The 22,917-nt window shown below is 44.3% G+C and carries 24 protein-coding genes and 1 other RNA gene; 12 read left to right on the top strand and 13 right to left on the bottom strand.

Annotation, left to right across the window (positions count from 1 at the left end; genetic code table 11):
* Nucleotides 1-2: 2 nt before the first annotated feature.
* Nucleotides 3-1,979, bottom strand: coding sequence for a methyl-accepting chemotaxis protein (locus tag JHD44_RS18090; protein WP_199464134.1), 1,977 nt, complete (start codon nt 1,977-1,979; stop codon nt 3-5).
* A 209-nt stretch (nt 1,980-2,188) separates the two neighbouring features.
* Between JHD44_RS18090 and JHD44_RS18085 the strand changes: the two genes are divergently transcribed.
* From JHD44_RS18085 to JHD44_RS18075, 3 genes are all read left to right on the top strand, one after another.
* Nucleotides 2,189-2,599, top strand: coding sequence for a hypothetical protein (locus JHD44_RS18085; protein WP_233402310.1), 411 nt, complete (start codon nt 2,189-2,191; stop codon nt 2,597-2,599).
* 433 nt (nt 2,600-3,032) lie between these two features.
* Nucleotides 3,033-3,443: a PilZ domain-containing protein gene (locus JHD44_RS18080; protein WP_199464133.1), complete on the top strand. Its 411-nt coding sequence runs from the start codon at nt 3,033-3,035 to the stop codon at nt 3,441-3,443.
* Between the two features lie 8 nt (nt 3,444-3,451).
* Entirely contained in the window at nt 3,452-3,973 is a 522-nt protein-coding gene (locus tag JHD44_RS18075) for a DUF501 domain-containing protein (RefSeq protein WP_199464141.1), read from the top strand.
* A gap of 55 nt (nt 3,974-4,028) precedes the next feature.
* Here the strand turns inward: JHD44_RS18075 and JHD44_RS18070 are convergent, their stop codons facing one another.
* Nucleotides 4,029-4,313, bottom strand: a complete 285-nt coding sequence (locus tag JHD44_RS18070; protein ID WP_199464132.1) for a hypothetical protein — start codon at nt 4,311-4,313, stop codon at nt 4,029-4,031.
* A 187-nt stretch (nt 4,314-4,500) separates the two neighbouring features.
* Here JHD44_RS18070 and JHD44_RS18065 point away from each other — a divergent pair, with 187 nt between their 5' ends.
* Entirely contained in the window at nt 4,501-5,265 is a 765-nt protein-coding gene (locus tag JHD44_RS18065; protein WP_233402308.1) for a TSUP family transporter, read from the top strand.
* Here JHD44_RS18065 and JHD44_RS18060 read toward each other — a convergent pair.
* From JHD44_RS18060 to JHD44_RS18045, 4 genes are all read right to left on the bottom strand, one after another.
* Nucleotides 5,260-6,180, bottom strand: coding sequence for a LysR substrate-binding domain-containing protein (locus JHD44_RS18060; protein WP_199464130.1), 921 nt, complete (start codon nt 6,178-6,180; stop codon nt 5,260-5,262). The genes JHD44_RS18065 and JHD44_RS18060 overlap by 6 nt on opposite strands.
* A gap of 355 nt (nt 6,181-6,535) precedes the next feature.
* On the bottom strand, nt 6,536-7,906 hold the full coding sequence (locus tag JHD44_RS18055; RefSeq protein ID WP_199464129.1) for a glyceraldehyde-3-phosphate dehydrogenase: 1,371 nt from the start codon (nt 7,904-7,906) through the stop codon (nt 6,536-6,538).
* A 265-nt stretch (nt 7,907-8,171) separates the two neighbouring features.
* Nucleotides 8,172-8,504, bottom strand: coding sequence for a DUF3392 family protein (locus tag JHD44_RS18050; protein ID WP_325097118.1), 333 nt, complete (start codon nt 8,502-8,504; stop codon nt 8,172-8,174).
* Between the two features lie 5 nt (nt 8,505-8,509).
* Entirely contained in the window at nt 8,510-9,088 is a 579-nt protein-coding gene (locus tag JHD44_RS18045; protein ID WP_233402306.1) for a uridine kinase, read from the bottom strand.
* 122 nt (nt 9,089-9,210) lie between these two features.
* On the opposite strand from JHD44_RS18045, the gene JHD44_RS18040 reads away from it, so the two are divergent.
* Nucleotides 9,211-9,819, top strand: a complete 609-nt coding sequence (locus tag JHD44_RS18040; RefSeq protein WP_199464127.1) for a uridine kinase family protein — start codon at nt 9,211-9,213, stop codon at nt 9,817-9,819.
* 35 nt (nt 9,820-9,854) lie between these two features.
* Here the strand turns inward: JHD44_RS18040 and dnaJ are convergent, their stop codons facing one another.
* From dnaJ to grpE, 3 genes are all read right to left on the bottom strand, one after another.
* Nucleotides 9,855-10,985: a molecular chaperone DnaJ gene (gene dnaJ / locus JHD44_RS18035; protein ID WP_199464126.1), complete on the bottom strand. Its 1,131-nt coding sequence runs from the start codon at nt 10,983-10,985 to the stop codon at nt 9,855-9,857.
* A 116-nt stretch (nt 10,986-11,101) separates the two neighbouring features.
* Nucleotides 11,102-13,018, bottom strand: coding sequence for a molecular chaperone DnaK (dnaK, locus tag JHD44_RS18030; RefSeq protein ID WP_199464125.1), 1,917 nt, complete (start codon nt 13,016-13,018; stop codon nt 11,102-11,104).
* Nucleotides 13,019-13,120: 102 nt separating this feature from the next.
* Nucleotides 13,121-13,690, bottom strand: coding sequence for a nucleotide exchange factor GrpE (gene grpE / locus JHD44_RS18025; RefSeq protein ID WP_199464124.1), 570 nt, complete (start codon nt 13,688-13,690; stop codon nt 13,121-13,123).
* Nucleotides 13,691-13,895: 205 nt separating this feature from the next.
* On the opposite strand from grpE, the gene recN reads away from it, so the two are divergent.
* Nucleotides 13,896-15,572, top strand: coding sequence for a DNA repair protein RecN (gene recN / locus JHD44_RS18020; protein WP_199464123.1), 1,677 nt, complete (start codon nt 13,896-13,898; stop codon nt 15,570-15,572).
* An 18-nt stretch (nt 15,573-15,590) separates the two neighbouring features.
* Here recN and fur read toward each other — a convergent pair whose 3' ends face one another.
* On the bottom strand, nt 15,591-16,001 hold the full coding sequence (gene fur / locus JHD44_RS18015; RefSeq protein ID WP_199464122.1) for a ferric iron uptake transcriptional regulator: 411 nt from the start codon (nt 15,999-16,001) through the stop codon (nt 15,591-15,593).
* 70 nt (nt 16,002-16,071) lie between these two features.
* On the opposite strand from fur, the gene JHD44_RS18010 reads away from it, so the two are divergent.
* A complete protein-coding gene (locus JHD44_RS18010; protein WP_199464121.1) occupies nt 16,072-16,389 on the top strand; it encodes an outer membrane protein assembly factor BamE in 318 nt (105 codons plus the stop codon).
* 7 nt (nt 16,390-16,396) lie between these two features.
* Here JHD44_RS18010 and JHD44_RS18005 read toward each other — a convergent pair whose 3' ends face one another.
* The 3 genes from JHD44_RS18005 to JHD44_RS17995 are packed head-to-tail and all read right to left on the bottom strand — an operon-like array spanning nt 16,397 to nt 18,468.
* On the bottom strand, nt 16,397-16,687 hold the full coding sequence (locus JHD44_RS18005; RefSeq protein ID WP_199464120.1) for an RnfH family protein: 291 nt from the start codon (nt 16,685-16,687) through the stop codon (nt 16,397-16,399).
* Nucleotides 16,680-17,108, bottom strand: a complete 429-nt coding sequence (locus JHD44_RS18000) for a type II toxin-antitoxin system RatA family toxin (RefSeq protein ID WP_199464119.1) — start codon at nt 17,106-17,108, stop codon at nt 16,680-16,682. The genes JHD44_RS18005 and JHD44_RS18000 overlap by 8 nt, the downstream gene beginning before the upstream one ends.
* A 1-nt stretch (nt 17,109) precedes the next feature.
* Nucleotides 17,110-18,468: a sodium-dependent transporter gene (locus JHD44_RS17995; RefSeq protein WP_199464118.1), complete on the bottom strand. Its 1,359-nt coding sequence runs from the start codon at nt 18,466-18,468 to the stop codon at nt 17,110-17,112.
* A gap of 159 nt (nt 18,469-18,627) precedes the next feature.
* On the opposite strand from JHD44_RS17995, the gene smpB reads away from it, so the two are divergent.
* From smpB to JHD44_RS17970, 5 genes are all read left to right on the top strand, one after another.
* Nucleotides 18,628-19,107: an SsrA-binding protein SmpB gene (gene smpB / locus JHD44_RS17990; RefSeq protein ID WP_199464117.1), complete on the top strand. Its 480-nt coding sequence runs from the start codon at nt 18,628-18,630 to the stop codon at nt 19,105-19,107.
* A gap of 71 nt (nt 19,108-19,178) precedes the next feature.
* Nucleotides 19,179-19,541, top strand: a transfer-messenger RNA (tmRNA) gene (gene ssrA / locus JHD44_RS17985).
* Nucleotides 19,542-19,715: 174 nt separating this feature from the next.
* Nucleotides 19,716-19,916: a DUF1656 domain-containing protein gene (locus JHD44_RS17980; RefSeq protein ID WP_199464116.1), complete on the top strand. Its 201-nt coding sequence runs from the start codon at nt 19,716-19,718 to the stop codon at nt 19,914-19,916.
* 6 nt (nt 19,917-19,922) lie between these two features.
* Nucleotides 19,923-20,783, top strand: coding sequence for an HlyD family secretion protein (locus tag JHD44_RS17975; protein ID WP_199464115.1), 861 nt, complete (start codon nt 19,923-19,925; stop codon nt 20,781-20,783).
* A 10-nt stretch (nt 20,784-20,793) separates the two neighbouring features.
* Nucleotides 20,794-22,863, top strand: a complete 2,070-nt coding sequence (locus JHD44_RS17970) for an FUSC family protein (RefSeq protein WP_199464114.1) — start codon at nt 20,794-20,796, stop codon at nt 22,861-22,863.
* Nucleotides 22,864-22,917: the final 54 nt, after the last annotated feature.

The following is a 22,917-nucleotide window of genomic DNA, read 5'->3' as shown; positions in this document are numbered from 1 at the left end:
ACTCAGGCCGTTCGAAATTGCCCCACCAACTCACGCTGATGCGCTGCAACTTCATTCATTTTCTCGCAGTTCGCTTGGCCAATACGAGTTTCTTCCATGGCACTTTCAGAGCTAGACGAAATTTCATGGACACTTTGGTTAATGTCTTGTGCAACATGGGATTGCTGCTCAGCCGCTGTCGCAATCTGCATACTCAAATCACGGATCTCAACCATAAACTCACGTAAATCATTCAACACCACACCAACACTTTGCGCTTCTTCCATACTATCGCGCGCATTTTGTCGGCTTTTCTCCATTGAAACCACTACATCTTTCACGCCACCTTGGAGGTCCGAAATCACCGCTTGGATCTCTTCAGTTGAAGTGTGCGTTCTATTGGCGAGCGTTCGAACTTCATCCGCCACCACAGCAAAACCTCGACCTTGCTCACCCGCACGAGCCGCCTCAATCGCAGCATTCAAAGCAAGTAGGTTGGTCTGCTCAGCAATTTCTTGAATCACTTCAAGGATTTGTCCGATGTCCTGAGAATGCTTATCCACTCGCTGAACAATCTCAGAAGACGCCTCCAACTGAGACACCAAACTTTGCACCTGCGCGATATTTTCATTCATACGCTCAAGGCTATGATTCGCACTCTTATCAACGTCCTGCACTTTACTCAACGTTACTTCAGCGTTCTTAGCCACTTCACTTACCGTTGCTGACATTTCGTTCATCGCAGAGGCAACCGACGTGGTTTTATCATTTTGCTCTTGCATGATGTTCTGCGTATTCGCGGATGTTTGATAAACCTGCCCAGCCGACTTGACCACTTCATGAGAAGCCCCATCAATCTGCTTAACAACAGACCCTAGCTTCTCTACAAGGGTATTCACCCAGCTCGACAACTGACCAAACTCATCTTTGCTAGCTACCGTAACACGCTGTGTCAAATCACCATTAGCGATCAAATCAAGCACTTCAAGGATTTTTGCTAATGGCTTGCGAATACTGCGACTTACCCACATTGCAACCAGCACAGCAATCACGACCGATACCGCAACAACGATAAGTGAAATGTATTTTGCATTCGTTGACGCGCTTAGGGCGTTTGCCTTCGCTTGGTCACGTAACGCGTTAACCATACCGCTAAGCTCGGTCAGGTGACCTTGAATAACCCCTAGGCTATTTAGCAAGCTAGACGCAGCCACTTCTGCGTCTGCTTCAATCTGATTTAATTCCAAGTAATCAGCGACAACACCTTCTTCGTCTTGAGCCGCTTTACGGACTACTTCAATATTCTCTGCAATAAAGTCATCATTAATCTTAGAAAGGGCTTGATCGACCGGACCAAATGCAGAGTTTATGTCACCTTGAAGATCTCTTAATGCATCCACCCTAGAAGAATCAAAGTAATCACTCAAAAGTACTTGTAGACTTTCCATTTGAGTTCGAACAAGGGCTGTTGCAAACGCCTGCTCATCAGACTCAGGGTAGCGCTCAATAGCGCGTAAATCATCAACAACAAAACTTAATGCATCTCTTAGATCAAGCTTTTTGTCCGCTAAATTGCGTTCCAACTGCACTTGGCGCATATGGTCATCAATTGCTCCACCCGCCACTGTTAAGAATTCATTAGCCTGACTGTCCACATCAACTAACACAGTCAAGATCTCTGGGTAATCAGTCACCAAAGTTTGTAACTCTTCGCTTTGCGCGGCAAATGCCTCTTTGCCTTGATTAAATTGAGCCATCGCCCCTTCGAGTGCGGTATCACTCGAAGCCACTAAATACTGCAAAACTGCGCTACTGGTTTTACCCATTTGAGCACTTAAACCGTTACTCCCATCGGATACTGCGGCCATTTTTCCCGTTACAGTTTCTATACGCTCCTGAACACTGTTCAGCCCTTGTACACCCGCTCCCGCAACAACAAATAGCAGCACCAATAAAAGTAAAAAACCCAGCAGCACACGCTGCACAACTGATAGAGACATGATTTCCTCTCGTCAAATAGATTGAATAGCCAGTGGTTTGATCATCCGGTTCAGTCCCCCGCAATTATAATTATGTAAATTTTTCATCAACTTTGCCTGTAAACAAACGTAACCGCAAGTCGACCTGTCAGACAACACATCTATGACTTATTTTAAAGCGCGCAATCTGAAAAATTGTAACGCAAGCAAACTTAAGGCCATCTTCTCGCATGGATCTAACTCTCTATCAAAAAGTCGCAGATCAAATCGAGACGCATATCCATGAGGGTCTTTTTAAACTGGGAGAGCGCATTCTATCCGTTCGTAAAGCCAGTGCGCAGCCGTCATCCGAACAGTCTAAAAGCATTCAAGCACTGCTATCTAAACTCCTATATTTGTCACAAAATCCAAAAGCGACTCAATTTGGTGCAGCTATACCCAACAATCAGTTTCTACCAATCCGCCAACTTCAGCACTCGGTCGGACGTCTGATACGATTACAAGCGGATATCTGTGTAGCCAAAACCTCAACCAGTTCACGAATGCAATCCAAGCATACTTCCCTAGCGGAACAAGCTGTTCTTCACCCAAAGGCGGCTTTATCCTTTGAGTCACTTTGCCTAATAAAATCAATTTATTAGAGCTTTACGAACGAGCGCTAACGAAAAATATCGACCTACTGCCAGGACCTGCACTGAGTGATTCGGGTGAATTTACGCATCACATACGAATAAATTATGCTTTACCCTGGAACAATCACACCGAAACAGCACTCAAAACAATCGGAAAGCTGTGTTTTGAATTACTGGACTGATATATGCATGACATTCTATCTACATAGGATGCATTCTTTTGAATGCTAGAAAGCTCAGTAAAATACTGCTTAGATAAACAGTGTTTTAAACGCTTTTTCTTAGATTCTGAGCTTAATAGTTAAAAATTATTTATAGCACTGAATTTATCCTAAATTTCGTCTGTACAGCCAGATTAAAAAGCGTACAATTCGCTTTCTTTTAAACCTAATGGCTATCCGGCCGATAAACTGACTAATTAAACGATTACTGGCTTGTTGCGATGGAATTTGTTGCACATCCGAAAGACCTCCCCTTAGACATCACTGTTGTAGAGGACCAGTCTTTCCCTATTGTTGGAGCAGAAAGAATCGGCTTTGTAGGCATCACCTATTTAGCTCCTTTCGAGTACCAAACAGGTTCTTGCGTCCGCATTACACTTCAAGAAATCGACCCTCATTTTTGCGTCACGGGGCGTATAGCTTGGTGCGATAAAGAGCAAGATGAATACAGAATAGCAATCGAGTTTCCTAACAACGATGATTGTTATTGTGTTCGTATGGTTGAACAACTATCTCAGATTGAACACTATCGACGACAGGCTAAACATCAAGGTCGACGCCTTAACTATAACGAAGCTGCCGCTGAATGGATCCAACAGTTTGCCGCCAGTTTCCCAGCATTCACACTTTAATTACCTTAATGAATAATACTCTTTCTCAAGCTGATATTGATATCATCACTCAGCAATTGGGCCGCACTCCAAGTGGCATTCGACGTGTTGCACACTACTCCCCAGATGGCGTTCCTCAGGTTCTAGAAATGGAAACTTGGGTTTTCGATCAGCCTTTTCCAACACTATTTTGGCTTTCTAGCAGTAGCATTGATAAAGCGCTTGCACGAATCGAGAGTCAAGGTGTCGTTAAAGAGCTGGAGCAACGCATCAAAGAAGATGCGGATCTTCGCGAGGCGTACCATGACTCCCATCGCGATTACATAGCAAGACGTTGGCAAGCAATGAGCGATGAACACAAACAAATCATAGAACAAAAAGGCTTTACTCACCTTTTTGAGACTCTAGGCATTGGTGGCATCAAAAACTGGGATCAAATCCGCTGCTTGCATATGCAATATGGCCATCACCTAGCAGGGAATAATGTGATTGGAAGGATTCTAGATGAAGAATATGGCATTCGAGAAATCGCGGACGCCGAGAAGAAGTAGCAAGTATATTGGTGTATCTCTTCATGAGATACACCAATCAAAAACTTTTAAGAAATTAGCCCTTTAAGTACGTCTTCAACTCATCTGCAGTACTTACTTTGCCCAGCCCTTCACGAATTTTATTAAAAGCATTCGCAGCAACAACAGGTCGCTGTGCGTAAGTTGTTAATGCGCCGCCAGTCCATCCAGCCATTTTAAGTGCCTCTTTCTTAAAGGCATTACCTGACACACCATGGCCACCAAGAGCCAGCAATTCATCTTCAATATCCAGGTAGCTAGGACGCTCGCCACCAAATTTCATAAAGTCATCTTGATGCACTTCTGCGTATTGTTTAGCCATCAATAAAATCCCTCAATATCACTAAGTATCAGTACTAAAAGTTAGCTAGTATCGCATCCAAGCTCAAGCAAATATGCGTTTAAAAACGTAACTCAACCTTTTACGTTGTCACTAACTCGCTTAACACTTCTAACATACTGTAAGATGGCTATATTACGCTATGACTATTTGCAAGGAGCTGATTTTTTTGGAATGGTTTTCTGATTTGTCGTTCTGGGCAGTATGTGTATTAGTCTTAACCGCATTCTTAGCAGGGATCATCGACGCCTTAGCAGGGGGAGGTGGCTTAATCACGGTCCCTATCATGATCGCCGTTGGCATTTCCCCTATTGAAGCGCTCGCTACCAACAAATTACAAGGCTGCGCTGGAACACTTTCAGCCTCTCATCATTTTATTAAACTAGGTCATGTTTCTTTACGAGAAATGCGCTTCCCAATTTTTATGACAGCCGTTGGTAGCCTAACAGGAACGCTTCTCGTCACTTACATTAACACCGCAATACTGCTGCGCATCATTCCAGCAATACTCATTTTCGTCGCCATCTTTTTTTACGCGTTGCCCAAACTGCAACCCGTTATTTCGTCCTTTGTACGTATTACCATGAATCGCTTTGCTTTCATTGCAGGCTTTAGTATTGGTTTTTACGACGGTCTTATCGGGCCTGGTACCGGTGCCTTTTTCTCAACCGCCTTTATATGCTTGATGGGACTATCCATTATTTCAGCTACTGCTCATACTAAAGTGCTCAATGCTACTAGCAACCTTACATCCCTTGTTGTTTTTTGCTTTAGTGGCCATATTCTTTGGGGTATTGGAATCGCTATGGGAGTAGGACAGTGGCTCGGGGCCAAGATAGGCTCACGATTAGTGATAAGCAAAGGCAATACTCTTATTCGACCTTTGGTCATCACGATATGTATCGCGCTATCAATTAAGCTCTTACTATCATGAAAGTGCTTCCTCTAAGGAATAAGATCGGCACTCCTCAATAAGCCACTTTAAGACTTGTTGGATAGGTTCTCGATCACGGAATTCATTTGGGCAAGCAAACAAATACACATGCCCATTATCATAAACCTGATCAAATGGCTTCAGTAGGCGCCCCTCTCTAATATCATCCATAACGAGAGGCGTTCTACCTAACGCAACACCTTGACCAGATAACGCAGCTTGAACCGCTAAATCTCCTCTATTAAAGCTCATGGCACGGCTCGGCCGAGCACCTTTCACATTTGCCATCGCTAGCCATGCTTCCCACTCAGCATACGGACTGAAGAAGCGCCACTCTGAATCATCATTAATAAGCGGAACACGAATTAAGTCTTGAGGAGAAGTTAAAGCTTTCTGTTCTGCAAACAATGGACTACATACGGGGAATACTCGATCTGCTAGTAATGGCACACTGTAAGCACTTCCAGAATGTAAATGACTGTGAACAATGGCCGCATCAATTCTATCTCGAGTGAAATTCACTTCGCGCTCATTCGCTTGAATTCTAAGCTGTAACCCGGGATGAAGCTCTTGCAGTCTTCCAAGGCGAGGCATTAACCACCTTGTCGCAAAAGACGGCATCACCGATAAAGTAATGATATTTGAATCACGCTCTTCTCTAAGCTCTTCGATAAGCCCATCTAAGTCAGAAAACATGTGACGTAAATGCATCGCTAAGCGTGCCCCCATTGGAGTCAGCTCTAAGCGACGATGGAAACGAATAAATAAAGTGAAGCCTAAGCGCTGCTCAAGCAAACGTATTTGCTGACTAACAGCACCTTGAGTCAAAAACAACTCTTGCGCAGCTTTGGTAAAACTTAAGTGCTTAGCCGCAACTACGAAGGTATGCAGAAAAGGAAGGGAGGCTTTATTCATAGGTATTTAGCATTAGATAATTTAATCCAAAACACAAGTTTATATCGTTTGTCGTGCAACGCTCAATAGCTAGAATAAGCACCATGTTTTGGTAGTACTGCTTCCTTAACTTGGCATCCATCATGATTAGATGCCAACCTCTAGTGCATGTCCCCACAGCCATGTATTAGTTGTGATGTTGGTGAGCGCCACATCACATCAACTGCTAGTTACATTTATCGGGCCTTGTGCCCGATTTTTTTTGCCTAAACCTAGCCCTACACCAAAGACAAGCAACAGCACATTATTTTCAGACAAAAAAAACGGCGACCCGAAGGTCGCCGAACTAACACACATGCTTAAATGTGTCCGGTCATTACGCCGCTGCAGTCTCTACAGCGTTGCTATCAGCCAATGCCATCTGCGCTAACTTTTCCATTAGACGCACCACTTGGCAGCTGTAGCCATATTCGTTGTCGTACCAAACGTAAAGTGTCGCTTGGTTACCACGTACTTTTGTTGATAGAGAATCCAAAATACCTGCTTGCTCACTACCGATGAAATCAGAGCTTACCGCATCCGCTTCTGCGCTGAAGCCAATTTGACCTGCTAACGCCGCGCTTGCAGAGGCTTTCTTCAGTACTTCGTTGATCTCTTCAACTGACGTTTCCGCTTTCAAATTCAGGCTTAGAACCGCGATAGAAACGTTGATAACAGGAACACGAATCGCACTGCCACTTAGCTTGCCTTCAAGAGAAGGAATCGCTTTAGAAACAGCTTTCGCTGCGCCCGTTTCTGTCATTACCATGTTCATGGCTGCAGCACGACCACGACGATCGCCTTTATGAACGTTATCGATTAGGTTCTGATCATTCGTGTATGCGTGAACTGTTTCAACGTGACCAGATTCAATACCGTACTTCTCTTCAAGAACAGAAAGAATCGGAGTGATCGCATTCGTTGTACAAGACGCTGCCGAAAGGATTTGATCGTTTGATTCAATATCTGAATCGTTAACGCCAAACACAATGTTTTTCATTTGCTTGCCAGGCGCTGTCAATACAACACGATCGATGCCTGGACGAGCTAGATGGATGCTCAATCCATCGTGATCACGCCAGCGACCAGTGTTATCTACTAGCAAGGCGTTGTTGATGCCGTAGGCAGTGTAATCCACTTCACTTGGATCAGAAGAGTAAATAATCTTGACTGGCTGACCGTTGATGATCAGTTGCTCATTTTCAGCATCTGCTTTGACAACACCTTCGTAAGTACCGTGAACAGAATCGAACTTAAGCAGGCTAGCGCGTTTAGCCAAGTCATTATCACCCGCTTTACGAACAACGATAGCAGCCAAATTCATACCTGGCGTTGTATGACCTAGCGTACACATGCGACGAGCAAGCAAGCGACCGATACGACCGAAACCGTACAAAACAACAGGGGTTGTTGAGCCAGCTTGAGCAAAGCTCGCTAACGATGCAATGTCTGCATCGGTCAATGCTTCTTCAAGTTCAACAACTGCATTCGATGTTTTGTTTGCGATCAGTTGTTCCAACACTTGATACACACGAGCTAGGTCTACTGCTGGATATTGATCAAACAATGCAACCAATCCAGTAACGGAATCTGACATCAAAGTTTGTCCAGCAAGCTGAACTTTAACTGACTGCTCACGACCTAGCTTGCCCAATAGTGGAATCATGGATTCAACTTTGGAAACCGTTTCTAACCAAGTGTTTGTCATTTATCTGCCCCCGAGAAATACAAACGTTTTGCGACAATTTGGGCGCAGTCTACCCATTCATCGGGGCAAAAACAAATTGTAACAAGGCAACAAAAAACCTTTAAAAACGGTACTTTAGGGCATTATTTTATGAAAACAACGTAAGAATAAAAGGTGCGTAAATAAATAACGACATTATGACAATTGCAGTAAAATTACAGCGCATTTTCTAATAAATTTACGTAATTTCACTACAGAAAAAGAAGGAAACTTTCTTAACTTTTTTTTATAAATAACGCTTTCTCTCTGCGATAACCCCCAGAACACAAAAACAAACCAGAATCAAAGCTGGTCGCCATACAGGATCCGTCATGCTTAACACTCGGTAAATAATCGGCTGCCCCCAAAGCGTCAACAGGCCATAGCCAAAAGTACACATCAACACAAATGCAGCAATACGCGCTATAAACCACCAACTTGCCACAGAGCGCTTTAATGTTCGATTAAGCCAATCCCCTAAAACCACCAAACTAGTCGCCACCAAAGCTAAAGCAATATCCGATAAATAGGGCTGCATCATTCGAGCAGCGTCCATGTTGATCTCTGAGATAACATTCACTTTAATTACTGACTCCGCCTCAATAACGCTTCCACATCGATTCGCCCTGACGCAGTTACGCGCTTAGGAACTCGGTCAATATAACTAACCGATACATCGAACGTTGTATTATGTAGTTCTATTTCAGTGCCATCACGCAACATCCATCTTGCGCGACCATAACCATTACGCACAAAACCTATAGAAGGCGGGCCATATTTACTCTCAAGCAAGTTTCCAAGTTTTGCTCTTAACTCTGGGCTTTCAACAACACCAGACATGGTTGCATGCTCTACAAACTCATAGCGATTGTAGACCACAGTAAGCTCTTTTATTCCAAGAATCCCTGTTGCGCCTAAACTATAATTAGCCACTCCAGCACGATATGATGGATAAGGCTCTAAGCCCATTTTCGTCAAATGATCTTCAAACTTTGTTTTTGATAAATCATTGAATTCAACACCAAATAATTCAGCGCCTTTTGCATATGACGGCTGAGTTTCAGCAATCACCTCTGGCGTTTCTGGCTCTTCAGCACCAACGTGACTACTAGCAATCGCCGCTGTTAGCAGAACAGTCACAACACTCAAACATTTATTCCACATGAAAATCTCAATCTTCATAATGTTAACCAATAAGTCAGGAAGGAATTTTAACACTTCTCTGTTAAACTAAAGCCTAATTCTTCCATTCAGCAATGCAAATTCATTTTCTTTTGAGGTAGCCTATGGCTCTCGTAATCGGCATCACCGGTATTTCAGGTAGCGGTAAAAGTCGCCTATGCTCTCTGTTAGCAGAAGGCCTTGGAAATAAGTTGACCATAATTTGTCAGGATAGTTTCTATAAAGGCTGCGGCAACATCGACCCAGATGTCTATAATTTCGATGACTTAAACTCTCTTGACTTAGAGAGCATCACCCTAGCCATCCATAACTGTAAAAACCAACAACAGCCAAATGAGATCCCTGTTTACGATCACTCACAACACAAACGAGTTGGCTATCGTAATCTGGAGCCCTCAAAGGTGGTACTGGTCGAAGGTCACATGATGTTCCAAGATCCAGGTATTCGCGATGCGTTGGATTACTTACTCTATGTCGATACGGATATGGACATCGCCATTGTGCGCCGTCTAAAGCGCGACATCGCAGAGCGAGGACGTAACGTTAATGAAGTGACTAGCCGCTATATGCGTCACGTTCGTCAAGCTTCCCTCAAAACCATAGAGATCCGCAACAAGGCAGACTTTATCATCCCTAATAATAATAGCTTCACCAACGCAGCCAATCTGTTGCGTCAATATATTGAGACTTTACTAACAGAAAAAGGAGCCTAATGGCTCCTTTTTATTATTACAAGCTATATTAGAAATTACTTCTTAATATCTTCAAAGAAACGCTTCACACCATCAAACCAACTTTTTTGCTTTGGCGAATGATCTGAGTTCTCACCCATAGTTTCCGCAAGTTCTTCCAGCAGCTCTTTTTGACGATCAGTTAAGTTAACAGGTGTTTCCACCATTACCTTACAGATCAAGTCACCTACTGGTCCCCCTCTTACAGGCTTCACACCTTTGTTACGCAGACGGAACAGCTTACCTGTCTGACACTCTGGTGTAACTTTTAGTCGTACGCGACCATCAAGGGTTGGCACATCAATCTCACCACCCAGCGCTGCCGTTGCAAAGCTAATGGGAACCTCACAATAAAGGTTCGCACCATCACGCTCAAAGATCGCGTGAGGCTTAACAGAAACCTGAACAAACAGATCGCCTGAAGGGCCACCAAACGTTCCAGCTTCCCCCTCGCCTGACAGACGAATGCGATCGCCGGTATCCACACCCGCTGGGATCTTAACATTAAGCGTCTTGTACTCTTGCTTACGGCCTTGGCCATGACAAGAATTACATGGATCTGAAATGATCTGACCTTGACCATGACACTGAGGACAGGTCTGCTGCACAGAGAAAAAGCCCTGTGACATACGCACTTGTCCGGCACCGTTACAAGTTGGACAAGTCGTTGGCTTAGTGCCTGGTTTGGCGCCAGAACCTTCACACTTATCACACTCTACAGCTGTTGGTATGCGAATCTTTTCTTCACAACCCCAAACCGCTTGCTCAAGGTCCAGTTCAAGAGTGTAACGTAGGTCTGATCCACGACGAGTACGGCTTTGACCACCGCCACCACCGCCGCCAAAAATATCACCAAACACATCACCAAAGATGTCACTGAAACCACCAGCACCACCGCCGAAGCCACCATGACCGCCTTGACCACTCACGCCTTCATGACCGAAACGGTCATAGGCTGCACGCTTATCTTCTGAAGAAAGAACTTCGTACGCCTCGGCAATTTCTTTGAATTTATCCAGCGCTTCTGGATTATCCGGGTTTTTATCCGGATGGTACTTGTTCGCTAACGAGCGGTAGGCCTTTTTAATGTCCTTTTTGTCCGCATCCTTGGCAACACCAAGTACTTCATAATAATCACGTTTACTCATTGCAGGTGTTCCTGAATATGTAGAGTGAGTTCAAATCCCTAGAGACAGCAAAACACGGTAGCGTCCCGTGTTTTGCATAAGTCCCGTTGGGACGACGACTTAACTAAGCGGTTGGCTTATTTTTTGTCGTCTTTAACTTCTTCAAACTCAGCATCAACTGCGTCGTCTTGTTTTTGACCAGAAGCTTGTTCACCTGCTTGAGCTTCAGCAGCATCTGCTTGCTCGTACAGTTTCTGCGCTAGAGAACCAGACGCTTGAGTCAACGCATTCGTTTTCTCTTCGATCTGATCTTTGTCGTTAGACTCTAGAGCCGCTTCTAGATCAGTGATCGCTTTCTCGATTGCTTCTTTTTCTTCTGCAGTCGCTTTATCGCCCGCATCTGTCAAAGTCTTACGAGTTGCATGGATCATGCCGTCCGCAGTGTTACGAGCTTGTACTAGCTCTTCGAACTTACGGTCTTCTTCAGCATTCGCTTCCGCGTCCTGAACCATTTGTTCTACTTCTTCATCGCTTAGGCCAGAAGAGGCTTTGATCACGATAGACTGCTCTTTACCAGTCGCTTTGTCTTTCGCAGAAACACTCAAGATACCGTTGGCATCAATATCAAAGCTAACTTCGATCTGAGGCACACCGCGTGGCGCTGGTGGAATGTCAGCTAAGTCGAAACGACCTAGAGACTTGTTCTGAGACGCTTGCTTACGCTCACCCTGAAGGGCGTGGATCGTTACAGCGTTCTGGTTGTCTTCCGCAGTCGAGAATACTTGTGACTTCTTAGTTGGGATAGTCGTGTTTTTCTCGATCAGAGCCGTCATCACACCACCCATTGTCTCGATACCTAGAGACAGTGGCGTCACGTCTAGTAGAAGAACGTCTTTCACGTCACCTGCTAGTACCGCACCTTGGATCGATGCACCGATTGCAACCGCTTCGTCTGGGTTCACGTCTTTACGAGGCGCTTTACCAAAGAATTCAGTTACTTTCTCTTGCACCATAGGCATACGAGTTTGACCACCAACAAGAATAACTTCGTCGATGTCAGAAGCAGATAGATCTGCATCTTTTAGCGCTTGGCGGCAAGGCTCTAGAGATTTAGTCACTAGATCTTCAACTAGAGACTCAAGCTTAGAACGAGTTAGCTTAACATTAAGGTGCTTAGGACCTGACGCGTCTGCCGTGATGTAAGGTAGGTTAACTTCTGTTTGTGAAGAAGAAGACAACTCAACCTTCGCTTTTTCACCCGCTTCTTTTAGACGCTGTAGCGCTAGAGGATCGTTGTGTAGATCGATACCCGTCTCTTTCTTGAACTCTGCAGCCAAGAATTCGATAACGCGCATGTCGAAGTCTTCACCACCTAGGAATGTATCACCATTCGTAGACAGTACTTCGAATTGTTTCTCACCATCAACGTCAGCAATTTCGATGATAGAGATATCGAATGTACCACCACCTAAGTCGTATACCGCTACGGTAGAGTCACCAGATGCTTTGTCTAGACCGTAAGCAAGTGCTGCCGCTGTTGGCTCGTTGATGATACGCTTCACATCAAGACCCGCAATTTTACCTGCGTCTTTAGTCGCTTGACGTTGAGAGTCGTTGAAGTAAGCAGGAACCGTGATTACCGCTTCTGTTACCTTCTCACCTAGGTAGTCTTCCGCTGTTTTCTTCATTTTCTTAAGAACTTCAGCAGAGATTTGTGGTGGCGCTTTTTTGTCGCCTTTCACTTCTACCCATGCATCGCCATTGTCAGCAGAAACGATCTTGTACGGTACCATTGAGATATCTTTTTGTACCACGTCGTCTTGGAAACGACGACCGATCAAACGCTTAACAGCGAATAGAGTGTTTGTTGGGTTAGTAACCGCTTGACGCTTAGCTGACTGACCTACCAATGTCTCACCATCTTCAGTGAACGCTACGATAGATGGGGTGGTACGATCGCCTTCCGCGTTTTCGATAACGCGAGCCTTGTCTCCGTCTAGTACGGAAACACAAGAGTTAGTTGTACCTAAGTCAATACCAATGATTTTGCCCATGGTTGCATCTCCAATAAAATTCTTTGTTCGTTTCGATAATTCTGTATTTGGGTACGGCAATTTTTATTTCAAGCTCTGACTGTCAAAAAAATGACAGCTTTTTTAGGCAGCGCTTGAAACCACTACCATTGCTGGACGCAACAAGCGGCCATTCAGTGTGTAACCTTTCTGTACCACATCCATCACGGTATTTGGTTCCATGTTTGGATTTGGCACCATAGTCATCGCTTGATGTAATTCAGGGTTGAATGGTTCGCCTTGAGGATCAACCGCAACTACCTCAAAACGTGCAAGCGTTTCTACTAGGTCTTTGTATGTTAGTTCAACGCCTTCGCGCATTGGATCATTTTCAGAACCTTCTGCCGCAGAGGACAATGCACGCTCTAGGTTGTCAGCAACCGTAATGACGGATTTCGCGAATTTTTCCAACGCAAACTTATGCGCCTTTTCAACATCTTGCTCAGCACGTCGACGAATATTTTGCGTTTCAGCTTGAGCGCGAAGCGCTACTTCTTTGTACTGGGCCGCTTCTTCGCGGGCTTTAACCAGCTCATCTGACGCTTCTTCTTCCACCATACCTTCTAGAACTTCTTCTGCGATGGCAGCATCGGCTTCGTTTAGCAATTCTTCTTGCTCGACTTCTTGCTGTGCTTTATTCGTTTGATCACTCATTTTCATCTCCAAATAACAGAAAGTAACCTGTCTGTGCGTGTTATATGGGGACACCTTTTAGCCTTTCAACACCTAATCCTTATTAAATGTATGCAAATAAAATCTTTTCTCAGAACTTGTCAAAAAACGTACAAATACTGTATAAAGAACCATATAAAAGTACTGTATATTTAACCATGAAAAATTGCTTAATCGGGAGCATACCATGTTAACCAGTATCGCCATTTCGAATTTTGCCATTGTAGAATCCCTAGAATTAGAGCTGAAGCCTGGAATGACCGCCATTTCTGGCGAAACCGGTGCCGGTAAATCCATTATGGTTGATGCCCTTTCACTTTGTTTAGGAGGACGTACTGATGCAGGTGTTGTGCGTCACGGGGAAAAAAAGGCAGATATCAGCGCCACCTTTGAAATCAGCGCTTATCCAGCGATACAACACTGGCTAGAAGAACGGGACCTTGAAAACGGCAGTGATCCCCTATGCATACTACGCCGAGTCATTAGTAAAGAAGGTCGCTCTAAAGCATACATTAACGGTCGTCCATGCACATTGAGCGACTTAAAAGAAGCAGGCAGTTTTCTGGTCGATATTCATGGTCAACATGAGCATCAGTCTCTGTTAAAGCGCAGTGCTCAACGTCAGCAGCTTGATGAATACGGCCAACTGACGGAGCTCTCTCGTCAAGTTCGTGACGAATACAACGCATGGCGAAAGCTGAAAGAAGAACTGTACGCGAAGCAAAATCGCTCAGCTGAACTTGAGGCCAAAATTCAATTATTGTCATACCAAGCGGAAGAATTGGCACAGCTAGACCTTAAGTCTCACGAACTGGAGGATCTGGAAACAGAACAAGCCTTTCTCTCCAACATTGCAGATGCCCAATATAAAGCCTACGCAGCGAGCGGCATCCTCAGAGATAACGATGAAGGCAATATATGCTCGCTGTTACATCAAGCAATACAACAAGCAAGCGCCATTCACCCTGCAACCAAAGAGCTTGAAAACGCTTTAGAAATGATGAATCAAGCACTCATCCAAGCGGAAGAGGCTTCAAGTAGCCTGAATCATTACCAAGACACTCTGGAGCAAGATCCTGGTCGCCTGCAAGATGTCGAACAACGTTTAAGTGATATCTACGACACCGCTCGCAAGCATAAAGTGTTGCCGGAAGGCTTAATACCTTTACGAGAAGACGTCAAAGCGGAGCTAGACAGCTTATCTGGAGGAGAAGAAAGCTTAGAAGCCCTAAAAGTTAAAGAAGAAAAGGCTTATCAGCAATTAACCACCAGCGCCACCTTACTAACCGAAAAACGTATGCGTGCCAAAGAAGAGCTAGCACAGCGAGTTGAAGAGCAAATCCACGGTCTGGGTATGCCCTATGCGCGTTTCCACATCCATTGCGAGCCTTTGGAGCAAATCAGTGCCAATGGTTACGAGGAAATCGAGTATATGATCGCTTCTAACCCCGGCCAGCCAGCCCAACCTCTTCGCAAAGTTGCTTCGGGTGGTGAACTATCACGAATTAGCCTGGGGATTCAGGTTGTAACGGCACATACTTCAGTCATTCCGACATTGGTATTTGATGAAGTAGACGTAGGTATCAGTGGCGGAACGGCAGAAGTCGTAGGGCGTATGCTCCGTGCCGTCGGTAATCGCGGGCAAGTTTTCTGTGTCACACATTTGGCGCAAGTAGCCGCACAAGGACATCAGCATTTCCGTGTTAGCAAAGAAGTTATTAATGAGGCAACAGTATCTACTGTGGAGTCATTGAGGGAAACAAATCGTACGCAAGAGATTGCTCGCTTGCTGGGTGGCATTGAACTTACCGAGCAAACTCTAGCACACGCTAAAGAGATGCTCAGTAACGTTCAACTTCAGTAGCTAAGCTACTGAAGTTGATTAACTCTTCTTTGGACGAACATAGATGATCAAATTGTGATCTTCAATTTCGTAGCCATGCTGCTCTGCAATCTCATGCTGACGCTGTTCAATCACATCATCAACAAACTCAATCACTTTGCCTGTCTCAAGACAAATCATATGATCGTGATGTTCGCCTTTCGCTAATTCAAAGACAGCCGTGCCAGCCTCGAAATGATGGCGAGATACAAGACCCGCTGTTTCAAATTGAGTCAGCACACGGTATACAGTTGCCAGACCGACATCTTCGCCCTGATCCAACAATGTACGATATACATCATCAGCACTCATATGGTGATCGCCAGCATTTTCTAAGATTTGTAGGATTTTCACACGCGGAAGTGTTACTTTCAGTCCAGCTTTTTTAAGTTCTTGATTTTCACTACTCATGAGTCATTCTCTATTTCGATCTCGTTAATAATTACTTTATCATTGACCTAACCAATACAGGATAAGACCAATGAAGAAAACGATTCTCCTACTTTCGACACTGCTCACTGTCAGCGCATGCAGCCTACTGCCCGCACCTTACAAGCCTTCCGTTGAGCAAGGTAACGTCATTAAAGCAGAACAAGTACAACAACTCCAACTAGGCATGAGTGAATCACAAGTGATCTATGTACTGGGCACTCCCATGGTACAAAGCACATTTGACTCAAGCCAATGGCATTACCTATTCACCAGTCTATATACTGATGACAAAAGCAAGCTAAGTGAAGTTAAACATCTTGTTCTTTCTTTCCAAAACGGGTCACTGACAAGTATTGACGAAAAATAGGAAACGGCTATTTGTCTGTTTTTGCCGCACGATTGGCCCGAGCTTGTTTCGGGTCAACCTTTAGTTCTCGATAGATCTCCACGCGCTCACCCGCCTTAAGCACCTGCTCTTCAGGTTTACGCACAGCCTTACCGAATATTCCCACCTTAGGTGCAGACAAATCTAAGTCTGGGAAAAACGCATCAATATTTGATAATCGAACCGCTTCTAGAACGGTACAGCCTTCTTCTACATCAAAGGCAACTATTTTTTGCTTTTCAGGCAGCGCGTAAGCCACCTCCACTCTAATTTTAGCCATATACTACTTTTGCTCGCTCACTAAATGCTTCCACCATGGCATTGGCTACTTGACCGAACACTCCACCAAACGCAAATTTCAGCATTCCACTCAACTCAAAATCGATACTTAAAGCAATTTTACAAGTCGTTTCGGATAAAGGCTCAAAGGTCCATACTCCATGCAAACGCTTAAAAGGGCCTTGCACTAAATTCATTTCCACTCGGCTCGGCTCGGTTAATACATTTCGCGTCGTAAATGACTGTTGAACAGGCCCTTTGCCAACATCCAATGTGGCAACAATCTCTCGATCCGTTCGAGATAACGTACGTGCGCCAATACAACCTGGTAAAAATGCAGGGTATTGCTCAAAATCGTTCACCAAGTCATACATCTGTTGTTGACTAAAATTGACATGTGCGAACTTATGAATATGACTCAAACTAAACTCCTATCCATCCCGCAACGGTAATCAGAACAGCCGCCGGAATACTGACGTATTTGAGCGTAGTGTACCACCAATAAAAGTGTCTGGGGTTCTGCGCTATCATTTCATTTTTTAACATAGGTTCCGGAATCACCCAAGCGACTAAAGTGGATAATGCTATGGCTGCGATAGGCAATAAAATCAATGATGTTGTGCCATCAATAAGCTCAAATAAATTAAGACCGAATAATATTTTCGCATCCCAATGGTTAAAGGATAAAACCACGGCAATACCAACAAACCATACCGCAAGACCAAGCATAAAAGATGCTTTTAAGCGACCAATATAAAAACGCTCGTGCATCCACGAAACAAACAATTCCAGCATGGAAATGGCAGAGGTTAAAGCCGCCAAAACAAGAAGCACAAAGAAAACCAAACCAATGACTTGGCCTGCAGGTAATAAGTCAAAAATGATGGGCAAGGTGACAAATGGCAAGCTTGGCCCTGAATCCACGTCAATCCCAAATTCAAAAGTCAGCGGAAAAATAATCAATGCCGCCAAGATTGAAACCACTAAATCTAAGCTCACGACGATCGTACAAGCTTTCGCAATCGACATACGTTTACTCATATAAGCACCGTATGAGAACATTGCTCCTAGTCCAACACCTAAACTAAACAGCGCATGACCAATGGCAGAAAGCGCAACCTCAAACGTTACTTGAGACCAGTCCAAACGAAACATAAAACGAATCGCTTCTGAACCGGAGCCAACCACTAACGCATATATAGAAAGTAGCAACAACATAAAAATTAATGTTGGCAGTAAAACCCTAACGACATTTGATAGCCCTCTTGTCACCGCTTGGCCTACCACCAACACCACAAGTGCCATAAAAACGCTGTGCCATAACAGCATTTCGACAGGGTTATTCAGAAAGCCTTGAAATAAAGCTTCTGATTGAAGTTTATCTAAATGTTCCAACTCCCCAGTTACCGCACGATGGGAGTAGGCTAATGCCCAGCCTGCGATAACGCTGTAAAATGATAAAATCAACAATCCCGTCAAACCGGCTAAATAAGGCACAACCACCCAGTATTTTGACACCACCCGCCTTTCAGCTAGATCGTTTACGGTATCGACTGGGTTTGAGCGCACAGTTCGTCCCAAAGCGACTTCGGCCATCAGCATAGGTAAGCCGACGACAATCAAGCAGAGGCAGTAGATCAATAAAAACGCTCCACCGCCGTTTCCACCCAGCATATAAGGAAACTTCCAAATATTGCCTAAACCAATGGCTGAACCGGCTGCCGCAAAAATAAATATCCACGGGCTAGACCAAATACCTTGTAAACAGCGACTCTCGGGCATACATTAAGCTCTCAAAAATGAGTTAAGCGAATTTAAACATACGGCGGTTACAACTGCCTGCACCGAACTTACTTAAAGTCGTAAATTTTCTTATATTAGAGCGCATACCTCAAGAAAAGCATTAGGCTTTTCGCGCTATCGACCGTATAATTTTTTCCTATGAGTAAAGCAAAGAAAAAACCAAACAGCTCCGGCACGATTGCCTTAAACAAACGCGCGCGCCACGAGTACTTCGTTGACCAGAAGTTTGAAGCGGGTCTAGAGCTATCAGGCTGGGAAGTCAAAAGTCTTCGTGAAGGGAAAGCACAACTAGTGGATAGCTACGTTATTATCCACCGGGATGAAGCGTACCTTATTAATGCGCGTATAACGCCACTATTGAGCGCGTCTACTCACGTGGTCTGCGAACCGTTGCGTCAGCGCAAACTGTTACTACACCGCCGAGAACTTGATCGCATCATTCAAACCATTGAACAGAAAGGTAAAACTTGTGCCGCAATGGCCTTGTACTGGAAAGGTAACAAGATCAAATGCGAGATTGCACTGGTGACAGGTAAAAAAGATCACGATAAGCGTGACACAGCCAAAGAACGTGATTGGGCGCGCGATAAAGAACGCCTAATGAAATCAAAAATTTAATTTCCACATTGTGGAAAGCGCGCCACTGACTAGCGAAATCGGATTAGATTCGTTATGATGGCGGCAACTTCGGGGATGACATGGTTTCGACGCCGGTTACAAAACCTGAGGTGCATGTCGAGAGTGATACGTGATCTCGTAAATCCACATGTATCAATTATATAGTCGCAAACGACGAAAACTACGCTCTAGCAGCTTAATAACCTGCTAGTGTGCTGCCCCCAGGTTGCTTGTAGCCCGGGATTCCGCAGTATCATAAATTACGAGATGCTATCCGATGCCCTGCCTGGGGATAAGGATCTAAGATCAAACAGGCTCGCTGGTTACACCCTGTCCTTCGGGCGGTAAACAGTCAAAAAGTAGAAGTGACTAAACATGTAGATCCGATGGCAGAGGACTGGCGGACGGGGGTTCGACTCCCCCCATCTCCACCAGACGTCTAAGAAAAAGGCCGCTCAGCAATGAGCGGCCTTTTTTGTGTCTTTCAATCTACATCACCTTTCTCTAAATCTCTATCTTTCTGCCCTACTTCCTGTTCTATCATGCGCTAAGCTATTTCCACTAAAAGTCTTCAAGGCGGTATCAGATGAAAGGGGATCGATAACAATATGTTTAAAGAGTTAGCATTTGGCGGGCTGTTATTTAGCCCATTGGTATTGTTTGCCCCTTTGGCGTTTATTCTTTCTTTAGTAACACGCTTTGTCCTCTATAAAACCGGTCTTTATTCAAAAATCTGGCGTGTTGCATGGTTTGAGGTGGGCTTATATGTCTGTTATTTAGCACTAGTCGTGTATTTACTTGGGAGTTAACTGATTATGAAAAACACCTTACGCATCTCCCTGACCCTGGCGGTGGTATTGATTGCATTTTTGGCTGGCCAGTGGATTTGGCAACATTATCTACACTCCCCTTGGACAAGGGATGGCCGTGTTCGTGCGCATGTTATTACCGTCGCACCCGATGTATCTGGCTGGGTCACAGAGCTAAATGTGAAAGATAACCAATCAGTAAAGAAAGGAGATGTTATTTTAAAGGTCGATGATGCACGAGCCAGAACAATCGTCGCGCAATTAGAAGCCCAGGTTGAAAGCAATCAGTACGCATTAGAATTAGCCAAACATCAATATAAGCGCCGTAGTGAGTTGAGTCAAAGAGGCCAACTCGTTTCCGATGAAACCACTGAAAGTGCACGCATTCAAGTGAAGCAAGCGGAAGCAGCGTTAAAGCTTAGCCAAGCGGAATTAGATGCCGCAAAATTAGATGTGGAGCGCTCTATAGTAAGAGCTCCACAAGATGGCTACATCGTAAATTTAAATCTGCGTGAAGGTAACTATGTTAGCCAAGGTAGCGCGGTGCTTTCTTTGATACAAGCAGGTTCGATGTATGTTACAGGCTACTTTGAAGAAACGAAGTTACAGCTTATTCATGAAGGTCAGAAAGCTCATATCACATTGATGAATGGTAATCAGCCACTGACCGGAAGGGTCATCAGCATTGGTAAAGCTATCGCTAACGACAATACCGAGAGTAATGCTCAACTCTTACCACAGGTCCAACAAACCTTTAATTGGGTTCGTCTAGCACAACGTATTCCAGTAGACATTGAGCTTGATACAGCGGAGAACACAAGACTCAGTGCAGGTATGACTGTTTCAATTCGATTAAACGACGAATAGTGGAGCATTTATGCCTGTATTCTTCAAAAGCTTATTGTTTCCAAGTAACGATGCAGTAAAGTTTGCAGTCAAAGGTCTATTGGCCATGACTCTTTCATTATATGTGGCCATGTATTTCAACTTGGAACGCCCTTATTGGGCGCTGATCGGGGCGGTGTTTTTACAGATTCGTCCGGAAAGTGGGTTGGTCATCGAGAAAGGTATCTACCAAATTATCGGAACCCTAGTAGGTGGTATTTTCGGCATATTTATATTGGAAAACTTTTTCGCCGAGCCTTTGATCGCCATGACCTGTTTAGCATTATGGTTAGGTATTAATTCTGCTCTATCCGCTTTGGTCCGTCGTGTGAACTTGATCTATGCCTTTGCTATGGCTGGTATGACGGCTTCCCTTGTTGTGTTGTTGGTAATGGTTCAACCTGAAAAAGTCAGCAGTGCTTATATCTTTGGCATTGCACAAGCTCGAATCAGTGAAATCATTGTCGGCGTCGTATGTGCAGCATTAGTCAGCACCCTCATTTGGCCGATAAAAGTAAGCTCTGTTCTTCGCAGTAACGCTCAAAATAGCATTAACCAAACACTCGAATATTTAGCAATCGAACTTGATCCAAATAGCTCACATGAACATCGTCATCAGACCATTGATGGCATTTTAGAGTCATTGTCCGCCTTAAATGATGACTCCACGGCGGTAAACTATGAAGGCCCTCACGGACCAGGTAGAAGCCGAGCATCAAACCTGCTTTCTAATAAAACCTTATCTATCTTGGCGATGATTCAAATCTTTGGTCGCTTACAACGTAATCATCCCGAGTTAATCTCTGCATCATTACGCATCATGATTGATGATATGTACCAATCTTTTCACGCCATAGCGAGTGCAACAAACTTTTCTGATAGCTACGAACTAGTAAAAGCGTTACGTCGTAGACAAAATCAATATGCGAATGAGGCGAACGGGGAATCTCCTCTTGGGCAACGTTTATTCAAGATTGCCCTTGAATTAAGTACTGAGCTAATCGTCATCTTAAAAAGCTACGATTCGCTGACTAGTGAACGCCAGCCACAATTAAACGCGCTACGCATTAAACCACACCACGATCCATTAGTCGGTCTAACGACAGGCCTTCGTAGTACAGTAATGTTTGCTGTGGGAGCAACTCTGTGGCTAGGCACGGGATCAAGCGCAGTGCTGATGATTATGATTTTACCCGTAGTCTTTTCAATTATGATGGCACGTTTTCCAATGATGATTTTAACAGTTGTGCTACGACGTATATTAGTTGGTGTAGTAGTCGCTACCTTGCTCGCAGTATTTTACGCTTTGCCATTGTTAGCACAGAGTTCTGGTGACTTTGAGTTGTTAATTTTGATCTTAGCGCCACCGTATTTTTGTGGTCTACTTTGCTTGGCTAATCGTCCAACCTTACCTTACGGTCTGGGCATTTTGATCCCATTTACGATTTTCGTAATGCCAAGCTCAGGTATGGAACAGGCATTTAAAATTGATTACACCATCAGTAATGGATTAGCAATCTTTGTTGGTATCACAATTTTATATTGGCTGTTTAAACTCATCACAGGGCCAAGCCTAACGTTGATGATGCACCGATTAATCAAAAATACTTATCGAGACTTGATTGATTTACCTTATCACCCCCGAGCTGATCAATGGTTTAACGCTCGTATGGGAGATCGTTTGTTACGCATAGCCAGCTACGAAAAAGGTATTAAGTCAACTCGGTATTTGACCGATCTTGCGTTAACTGGGCTGAATTTGGGCCATGTATCCCTTCATCTGAAAAGTATGATGAAAACATATTTTGGTGGCCTTATGGATAACGAATTAGACCAACTGCAAAAAGCTCTCGCTCAAGCGTTTCTTGATTGTTATAGAGGGCAAAGTCCTGATGCTTTTAAAATTGCGGCAAAGCAGTTTCTTCAACAGCTACCTAGAGGCCGGCTTGCAGCAGAAGACATGGAGTTAATTCAAGGCAGCTTTGAGCGACTATCTATGTCATTAGAGCGCTCTGCCCGTATGATTGCTTCTGAGCAAAGCCCCTCTGAACAGCCAGCATGATACTTTCTGGAACGCTTTCGAGCACAATACAGAGTGATATAGCTTAATTATCTA

Origin of the sequence: Marinomonas ostreistagni, from assembly GCF_016461785.1 — a bacterium.
GTDB classification, from domain to species: Bacteria; Pseudomonadota; Gammaproteobacteria; order Pseudomonadales; family Marinomonadaceae; genus Marinomonas; species Marinomonas ostreistagni_A.
The sequence above is the reverse complement of the archived record's forward strand: the minus strand, read 5'-3'. Positions and strand labels throughout refer to the sequence as shown.

What these genes read in the sequence shown, in the direction of transcription:
- JHD44_RS18090 (WP_199464134.1), bottom strand. Translation starts at nt 1,979, where the DNA reads ATGTCTCTATCAGTTGTGCAGCGTGTGCTGCTGGGTTTTTTACTTTTA.
- JHD44_RS18085 (WP_233402310.1), top strand. Translation starts at nt 2,189, where the DNA reads ATGGATCTAACTCTCTATCAAAAAGTCGCAGATCAAATCGAGACGCAT.
- JHD44_RS18080 (WP_199464133.1), top strand. Translation starts at nt 3,033, where the DNA reads ATGGAATTTGTTGCACATCCGAAAGACCTCCCCTTAGACATCACTGTT.
- JHD44_RS18075 (WP_199464141.1), top strand. Translation starts at nt 3,452, where the DNA reads ATGAATAATACTCTTTCTCAAGCTGATATTGATATCATCACTCAGCAA.
- JHD44_RS18070 (WP_199464132.1), bottom strand. Translation starts at nt 4,313, where the DNA reads ATGGCTAAACAATACGCAGAAGTGCATCAAGATGACTTTATGAAATTT.
- JHD44_RS18060 (WP_199464130.1), bottom strand. Translation starts at nt 6,180, where the DNA reads ATGAATAAAGCCTCCCTTCCTTTTCTGCATACCTTCGTAGTTGCGGCT.
- JHD44_RS18055 (WP_199464129.1), bottom strand. Translation starts at nt 7,906, where the DNA reads ATGACAAACACTTGGTTAGAAACGGTTTCCAAAGTTGAATCCATGATT.
- JHD44_RS18045 (WP_233402306.1), bottom strand. Translation starts at nt 9,088, where the DNA reads ATGTGGAATAAATGTTTGAGTGTTGTGACTGTTCTGCTAACAGCGGCG.
- JHD44_RS18040 (WP_199464127.1), top strand. Translation starts at nt 9,211, where the DNA reads ATGGCTCTCGTAATCGGCATCACCGGTATTTCAGGTAGCGGTAAAAGT.
- dnaJ (WP_199464126.1), bottom strand. Translation starts at nt 10,985, where the DNA reads ATGAGTAAACGTGATTATTATGAAGTACTTGGTGTTGCCAAGGATGCG.
- dnaK (WP_199464125.1), bottom strand. Translation starts at nt 13,018, where the DNA reads ATGGGCAAAATCATTGGTATTGACTTAGGTACAACTAACTCTTGTGTT.
- grpE (WP_199464124.1), bottom strand. Translation starts at nt 13,690, where the DNA reads ATGAGTGATCAAACGAATAAAGCACAGCAAGAAGTCGAGCAAGAAGAA.
- recN (WP_199464123.1), top strand. Translation starts at nt 13,896, where the DNA reads ATGTTAACCAGTATCGCCATTTCGAATTTTGCCATTGTAGAATCCCTA.
- fur (WP_199464122.1), bottom strand. Translation starts at nt 16,001, where the DNA reads ATGAGTAGTGAAAATCAAGAACTTAAAAAAGCTGGACTGAAAGTAACA.
- JHD44_RS18010 (WP_199464121.1), top strand. Translation starts at nt 16,072, where the DNA reads ATGAAGAAAACGATTCTCCTACTTTCGACACTGCTCACTGTCAGCGCA.
- JHD44_RS18005 (WP_199464120.1), bottom strand. Translation starts at nt 16,687, where the DNA reads ATGGCTAAAATTAGAGTGGAGGTGGCTTACGCGCTGCCTGAAAAGCAA.
- JHD44_RS17995 (WP_199464118.1), bottom strand. Translation starts at nt 18,468, where the DNA reads ATGCCCGAGAGTCGCTGTTTACAAGGTATTTGGTCTAGCCCGTGGATA.
- smpB (WP_199464117.1), top strand. Translation starts at nt 18,628, where the DNA reads ATGAGTAAAGCAAAGAAAAAACCAAACAGCTCCGGCACGATTGCCTTA.
- JHD44_RS17980 (WP_199464116.1), top strand. Translation starts at nt 19,716, where the DNA reads ATGTTTAAAGAGTTAGCATTTGGCGGGCTGTTATTTAGCCCATTGGTA.
- JHD44_RS17975 (WP_199464115.1), top strand. Translation starts at nt 19,923, where the DNA reads ATGAAAAACACCTTACGCATCTCCCTGACCCTGGCGGTGGTATTGATT.
- JHD44_RS17970 (WP_199464114.1), top strand. Translation starts at nt 20,794, where the DNA reads ATGCCTGTATTCTTCAAAAGCTTATTGTTTCCAAGTAACGATGCAGTA.